General features: G+C 70.0%; 5 protein-coding genes. 4 read left to right on the forward strand and 1 reads right to left on the reverse strand.

The genetic code is table 11. The features are described 5' to 3' along the window. Window positions 1-14: 14 nt before the first annotated feature. Entirely contained in the window at window positions 15-3,434 is a 3,420-nt protein-coding gene (locus ABR571_RS03615; protein WP_409451824.1) for an error-prone DNA polymerase, read from the forward strand. Between the two features lie 70 nt (window positions 3,435-3,504). Then, window positions 3,505-4,428, forward strand: coding sequence for a radical SAM protein (locus ABR571_RS03620; RefSeq protein WP_409451825.1), 924 nt, complete (start codon window positions 3,505-3,507; stop codon window positions 4,426-4,428). Here ABR571_RS03620 and ABR571_RS03625 read toward each other — a convergent pair. Beyond that, entirely contained in the window at window positions 4,425-5,033 is a 609-nt protein-coding gene (locus ABR571_RS03625; RefSeq protein WP_409451826.1) for a TetR/AcrR family transcriptional regulator, read from the reverse strand. The two genes, ABR571_RS03620 and ABR571_RS03625, sit on opposite strands and share 4 nt — an antisense overlap. A gap of 58 nt (window positions 5,034-5,091) precedes the next feature. On the opposite strand from ABR571_RS03625, the gene ABR571_RS03630 reads away from it, so the two are divergent. Next, on the forward strand, window positions 5,092-5,940 hold the full coding sequence (locus ABR571_RS03630; protein ID WP_409451827.1) for an alpha/beta fold hydrolase: 849 nt from the start codon (window positions 5,092-5,094) through the stop codon (window positions 5,938-5,940). Window positions 5,941-6,015: 75 nt separating this feature from the next. Beyond that, a complete protein-coding gene (locus tag ABR571_RS03635; RefSeq protein WP_409451830.1) occupies window positions 6,016-6,453 on the forward strand; it encodes a CBS domain-containing protein in 438 nt (145 codons plus the stop codon). Window positions 6,454-6,494 lie beyond the last annotated feature (41 nt).

The following is a 6,494-nucleotide window of genomic DNA, read 5'->3' on the forward strand; positions in this document are numbered from 1 at the left end:
TCTAGTCTTGGGAAATGGGCTTCGACAACCCGGACATCCCGTGGCGCGAGCTGGAACGCCGCCTGTCCGGGCGACCGCCGACCACCCCGGTGGCCGGCGACGGCGGGGATTCGCCGGCCTGGTCACGCAAGCGGGCGCCCTACGAAGCGGCGCCGCTGACCGCCGACCGGTCGCGTCCCCAGGTGGCCTACGGCGAGCTGCACGCGCACTCGTCGTTCAGCTTCCTCGACGGCGCGTCGGCGCCGGAAGAGCTCGCCGAGGAAGCCGTCCGGCTCGGTCTCGAATCGCTGACCCTCACCGACCACGACGGCGTCTACGGCGTCGTCCGCTTCGCCGAGGCGGCCGAGGCGCACGGGCTGGCGACCGGCTTCGGCGCCGAGCTGTCGCTCGACGTCGCGCTGCCGAGCACCGCGGCCGAGCGGGCGATCGCCGCCCGGGTCGGGATTCCCGACCCACCCGGCACCCATCTGCTCGCGCTCGCGCGCAACCCCGACGGCTATGCCCGGCTGTCCCGCGTCATCGGCACCGCGCACCTGCGCGGCGGCGCCAAGGGGCGTCCGGTCTATGACGCCCTCGAGGAACTCGCCGCCGTCGCTGACGGTCATTGGCTGGTGCTCACCGGCTGCCGCAAGGGCGCGGTCCGCCGGGCGCTCGACCGCGACGGCGCCGACGCGGCCCGCCGCGAGCTCGACCGGTTGGTCGCGCTCTTCGGCCGCGACAACGTCGTCGTCGAGCTGACCCATGAGCTGGACCCGGTCGCCGACGAGCGCTACGCGGTGCTGGCCGCGCTGGCCGATGAGCTGCGGCTCGATCTCGTTGCGACCACCGCCGCGCACTATCACGGCCCGCCGCGCCGTCCTCTCGCAACCGCGATGGCCGCGGTGCGTGCCCGCAGCAGCCTCGACGACATCGACGGGTGGTTGCCGGGCTGGGCCGGCCAACACCTGCGCAGCGGCGACGAGATGGCCGCCCGCTTCGCCTCCTGGCCGACCGCGGTGGCCAACTCGGCCCGGCTGGCCAAGGAGATCGCGTTCCCGCTGTCGCTGATCGCGCCTGACCTGCCGCCGTTCCCGTGCCCGCCCGGACACGACGAGATGAGCTACCTGCGCGAGCTCGCCTACGCCGGGGCGGCGCAACGCTTCGCCGGCAAGCGGCACGAGGCCAAGGCCTACGCGATGATCGAGCACGAACTCGAGATCATCGAGGAGCTGCACTTTCCCGGCTACTTCCTCGTCGTCTGGGAGATCGCGAAGTTCTGCCGCGACAGCGGCATCCTCTGTCAGGGACGCGGCTCGGCGGCGAACTCCGCGGTCTGTTACGCCCTCGGCATCACCGCGATCGACGCCGTCTACTACGAGCTGATGTTCGAGCGCTTCCTCGCGCCCGAGCGCGGTGAGCCACCGGACATCGACATCGACATCGAGTCCGATCGGCGCGAAGAGGTCATCCAGCACGTCTACGAGATGCACGGACGCGAACACGCCGCCCAGGTCGCGAACGTCATCACCTACCGGCCCAAGTCGGCGGTGCGCGACATCGCGAAGGCGCTGGGCTACTCGGCCGGCCAGCAGGACGCGTGGAGCAAGGAGATCGAGCGCGGTTACTACTGGGCCTACACCCCGGCGCATCCGAAGGCAGGCGAGCTGCCGGCGCCGGAACCGGGTGACCGCGGCACCGCCGAAGAACTCGCCGACGTCCCCGACAAGGTCGTCGAGCTCGCGGCGGAACTGCAGAACACGCCTCGCCATCTCGGTATCCACTCCGGCGGCATGGTCATGTGCGACCGCCCGGTGATCGAGGTGTGCCCGGTCGAGTGGGGCCGGATGCCCGGGCGCACCGTGCTGCAGTGGGACAAGGACGACTGCGCCGAGATCGGCCTGGTGAAGTTCGACCTGCTCGGGCTCGGCATGCTCTCGGCGATCCAGTACTGCTTCCAGTTCATCACCGAGCACCACGGCGTCACCTTCGAGCTGGCCACGCTGCCGCAGGAGGCGCCGTGCGTCTACGACATGCTCTGCGCGGCCGACTCGATCGGGGTGTTCCAGGTCGAGTCCCGCGCGCAGATGGCCACGCTGCCGCGGTTGAAACCCCGCACCTTCTACGACCTCGCCTGCGAGGTGGCGCTGATCCGCCCCGGCCCGATCCAGGGCGACTCGGTGCACCCGTTCATCCGCCGCAAGAACGGTGAGGAGCCGATCACGTATCCGCACCCGCGGTTGGAAGAACCGCTGAAGCGGACGATGGGCATTCCGCTGTTCCAGGAACAGCTGATGCAGATCGCGGTGGCCGTCGCCGACTTCACGCCGTCCGACGCCGACCAGCTGCGCCGGGCGATGGGCTCGAAGCGCTCGAAGGACCGCATCGACGCCATGCGCATGCGGCTCTTCGACGGCATGGCCGCGAACGGCATCACCGGCGCGGCGGCCGAGAGCATCTACGAGAAGATCAAGGCGTTCGCCGCGTTCGGCTTCGCCGAGTCGCACTCGATCAGCTTTGCGCTGCTCGTCTACGCGTCGTCGTGGCTGAAGCGGCACTACCCGGCCGCGTTCTGCGCAGCGCTGCTCAACGCCCAGCCGATGGGCTTCTACTCCCCACAGTCGCTGATCCACGACGCCAGGCGGCACGGCATCGAGATCCGCAAGCCATCGCTGTCGCAGTCGCGCGCCAAGACCACGCTGGAGCCGGGCTCGGGCCCGTCGCAGTGTCCGTGCCTGGACGCGCCGCAGCCGGCCGTCCGGCTCGGGCTGTCGTCGGTGCGCACCATCGGCGACGACCTGGCCGAGACGATCGTCGCGTCACGCGATGCGGACGGGCCGTTCGCGTTGATGGCCGACCTCGCGCGGCGGGTCGGGCTGTCGGCCGATCAGGTCGAGGCGCTGGCGACGTCCGGCGCGTTCGACTCGTTCGGCATCGGTCGCCGCGACGCGCTGTGGGGCGCCGGCGCGGCCGCGACCGCGCGGCCCGGTCAGCTCGACGTCGTCACCTTCGACGAGACCGCTCCCCCGCAGTTGCCGTCGATGACCGAGCCCGAGCAGTTGATCGCCGACATGTGGTCGACGTCGATGACCCCGGACGTCTACCCCACGACGTTGATCCGGCCCCGCCTCGACGCGCTGGGCATCATCACTGCCCGCGGTCTGCGGGCGTTGGAGAACCACACGCGGGTAACCGTCGGTGGTGTCGTCACCCACCGACAGCGGCCGGCCACCGCCCGGGGGGTCACCTTCCTCAACCTCGAGGACGAGACCGGCATGGTGAACGTCATCGTCGAGGAGACGGTCTGGCGGCGGCACCGGCGCATCGCTCGCGAGTCGGGCGGACTGCTGATCCGCGGCATGCTCGAGCACACGAGCGACGGCGTGATCAACGTGGTGGCCGAGCGGCTCGAGCGGCTGCACCTCGGGTTGCACGTCCAGTCGCGTGACTTCCGGTGACCGCATTGCGCTTCCCACCCCGCGTGGTTGATTTCCGCGGCGGAAATCAACCACCCCAGGCGGGAAGACGATGAGGTGGCGGCTGGCCGACGCCGCCGATGAGCCGGCGCTGTTCACTGCCGACGAGTTGTTCCTGCCCGATCTCGGGACGGGACGGATGTCGGACCTCGAGTTCCTGCACATCACCGCCAAGCGGATCCTCAACCACGTCCCGAGCGGGTCCCGCGCACCCACCAACTGGACGATCAATGTCTATAGGGGATGTTCACATGCGTGCAGTTATTGCTTCGCTCGGCCGACGCACGAGTACCTCGGGCTGAACATCGGTGAGGACTTCGACCGCAAGATCGTCGTCAAGATCAACGCGGTCGAGAAGGTGCGCGCCGAACTGGCTGACCCGCGCTGGTCGGGCGAGGCCGTGGCCATGGGCACGAACACCGATCCGTACCAGCGCGCCGAGGCGAAGTACCGGCTGACCCGTGGCGTGCTCGAAGCACTCGCCGAGCGGGCCAACCCGTTCTCGATCCTGACCAAATCCCCACTGGTCACGCGCGACCTCGACGTCATCACGCAGGCTGCTACGAGCGCCGAGGTGTCGGTCAACTTCTCGATCGGGACGCTCGACGAGCGGGTCTGGCGCGCCACCGAGCCGGGTTCCCCGCACCCGCGCCGCCGGATCGACGCGATGGCCAAGCTGGCCGCGGCCGGGATCAGGACGGGCGCCCTCGTCGCGCCGATCCTGCCGGCCTTGAGCGACAGCCCGGCCCAGCTGCGCGAGGTCGTCGGGGCAATCCGCGACGCCGGCGGCCGGTTGCTCGGCATCGGGCCGCTGCATCTGCGCCCGGGCGTGCGCGAGCACTTCCTCAACTGGCTGCGCGACGCCGACCCCGACCTGCACGCCGACTACCTGCGCCGCTACGCCACAAGTGACCACGCGCCCGGTCGGTACGTCGATCTGCTCTACAGCCGCGCCGGCCTGACCCGCCGCCGCTAGGCCGGAACGGCCAGCGCGTCGATCACCTGGTCGAGGACGCCGATCATGTCCTGCCGGGCCTGGTCCGCGTCGTCGGCCCGGGCGATGAACAGCGCCGCCTCGTCGAGCGCTCCGATGATGATGTGGGCCAGCGGCGCCACCGGCTGCGCCCGCACGCGGCCCACCTCGATGGCCCAGGCCAGGATGCTCTGGACGAGGCCCATGCCGTGGCGCAGGCCGATCTCGCGCCATCGCTCCCAACCCAGCACGACCGGCGCGTCGATGAGGGCGATCCGGTGCACCTCGGGGTCGGCGCAGGCCTCCAGCCAGCCGCGGGCGCCGAGCTTCATGAGGGCAATCGGGTCGGTCTCGCCGGAACCGTCCACCGCGGCCCCGATCCCCGCCGTCAGGTCGACCTCGACCTCCTCGAAGACGGCCGCGAACAGCTCGGTCTTGTCGGCGAACTGGTGATACATCGCGCCGCGGGTGACGCCGGCGGCCCGCACGATCGCCTCCGTGGCCACACCGGCGAACCCGTTCGCGGCGAACAGCGGCCGGGCGGCGCGGATCAGCGCGTCCTTGGTCGCGGCCGACCGCTCGGCCTGTGTCCGCGGGTTGTCTTTCATACAGGCAGTACGTATGTTTGTGACAGCACGTCCCGAACCTATCGCGAGGAGCCCTCTCATGCCGACCGTCGATCTACCCCAAGGCCGCGTCAACTACTCCGTCGCCGGGCCGGCCGACAGCGAGGAGCCGCCGGTCGTCTTCATCCACGGCCTGCTCGTCAACGGGGAACTGTGGTCTCGGCCGGCTGAGGACCTCGGCGGCCAGGGCATCCGCTCCTACGCGCCCGACCTGCCGCTCGGGTCGCATCGCATCGCGCTGGGCGAGGACGCCGATCTCAGTCCCCGCGGCGTCGCCCGGCTGATCCTGGACTTCCTCGACGCCCTCGACCTCACCGACGTCACGCTCGTCGGCAACGACACCGGCGGCGCGCTCTGCCAATTCCTGATCGACACCGATTCGACGCGCATCGGGCGACTCGTGCTCACCAACTGCGACGCGTTCGACAAGTTCCCGCCCCCGCCGTTCGGAGCCATCGTCGCCCTCGGCCGCCGCCCGTGGCGATTGCGGATGTTCCTGCGCAGCGCGGGACCGAAGTTCGTCCGGCACTCCATCCTCGGGTACGGGGGCCTCGTCGCAACACCGCTGGACGCCGAACTCAGCGCCCGCTGGGTGCGCCCGGCGATCGAGGACCGGGGCGTCGCGAAGGACACCGCGCGGTTCCTGCGCGCCATCGACAAGCGCGAACTCGCCGACGTGGCCACGCGACTGGGCGACTTCGACAAACCGGTCCTGCTCGTCTGGGGCGAGGCCGACCGGTTCTTCAAGATCGAGTTCGCCGAGCGCCTGCAGCAGGCGTTCGGCGACGCGCGCCTGGTCCGGATCCCCGGAGGCCGCACCTTCGTGCCCTATGACTCTCCGGACCGGCTGGCCGACGAGATTCGCGCCCTCTCCCGCCAGCCGGCCTGACCGACTCGCTGGCGCACCCGGCTCAACTGCGGCAGGCTCATCACAAATGTGGCCGGCCGGAAGCAGGTGAGCGCACTGAAGATCTCGGACATTCTGCGTCACAAGACAGCCACCAGTCCCAAAGGTGTCGTCACGATCGCTCCGAGCGACACGGTCACCCAGTTGGTCGCCGCGCTGGCCGAGCACAACGTGGGGGCCCTGATCGCCGTCGACGGGGACCGCGTGGTCGGCATCGTCTCCGAACGCGACGTGGTCCGCCGCATCGCCGAACAGGGACCGGATGTGCTCGACGACGCCGTCGACACGATCATGACGGCGTCGGTGGTGAGCTGCTCCAGCGAGGACTCGGTCGACAGCATCGCCGAGACGATGACGCAGCGGCGCATCCGCCACATGCCGGTGATCGACGGCAGCGAGCTGGTCGGCGTCGTCTCGATCGGTGACGTGGTGTCCAGCCGGATCCGGCAGCTGGAGACCGATCGCGGTCAGTTGGAGCAGTACATCTCGGGCTGATGACGGACTAGGTTACAGTCGCTTTACCTCAATCTAACATC

The sequence above is a fragment of the Jatrophihabitans sp. genome, from assembly GCF_046262535.1.
Taxonomy (GTDB): domain Bacteria; phylum Actinomycetota; class Actinomycetes; order Mycobacteriales; family Jatrophihabitantaceae; genus Jatrophihabitans.

Excerpts from the sequence above, each read along its gene's own strand:
- ABR571_RS03615 (WP_409451824.1), top strand. The coding sequence starts at position 15 with ATGGGCTTCGACAACCCGGACATCCCGTGGCGCGAGCTGGAACGCCGC.
- ABR571_RS03620 (WP_409451825.1), top strand. The coding sequence starts at position 3,505 with ATGAGGTGGCGGCTGGCCGACGCCGCCGATGAGCCGGCGCTGTTCACT.
- ABR571_RS03625 (WP_409451826.1), bottom strand. The coding sequence starts at position 5,033 with ATGAAAGACAACCCGCGGACACAGGCCGAGCGGTCGGCCGCGACCAAG.
- ABR571_RS03630 (WP_409451827.1), top strand. The coding sequence starts at position 5,092 with ATGCCGACCGTCGATCTACCCCAAGGCCGCGTCAACTACTCCGTCGCC.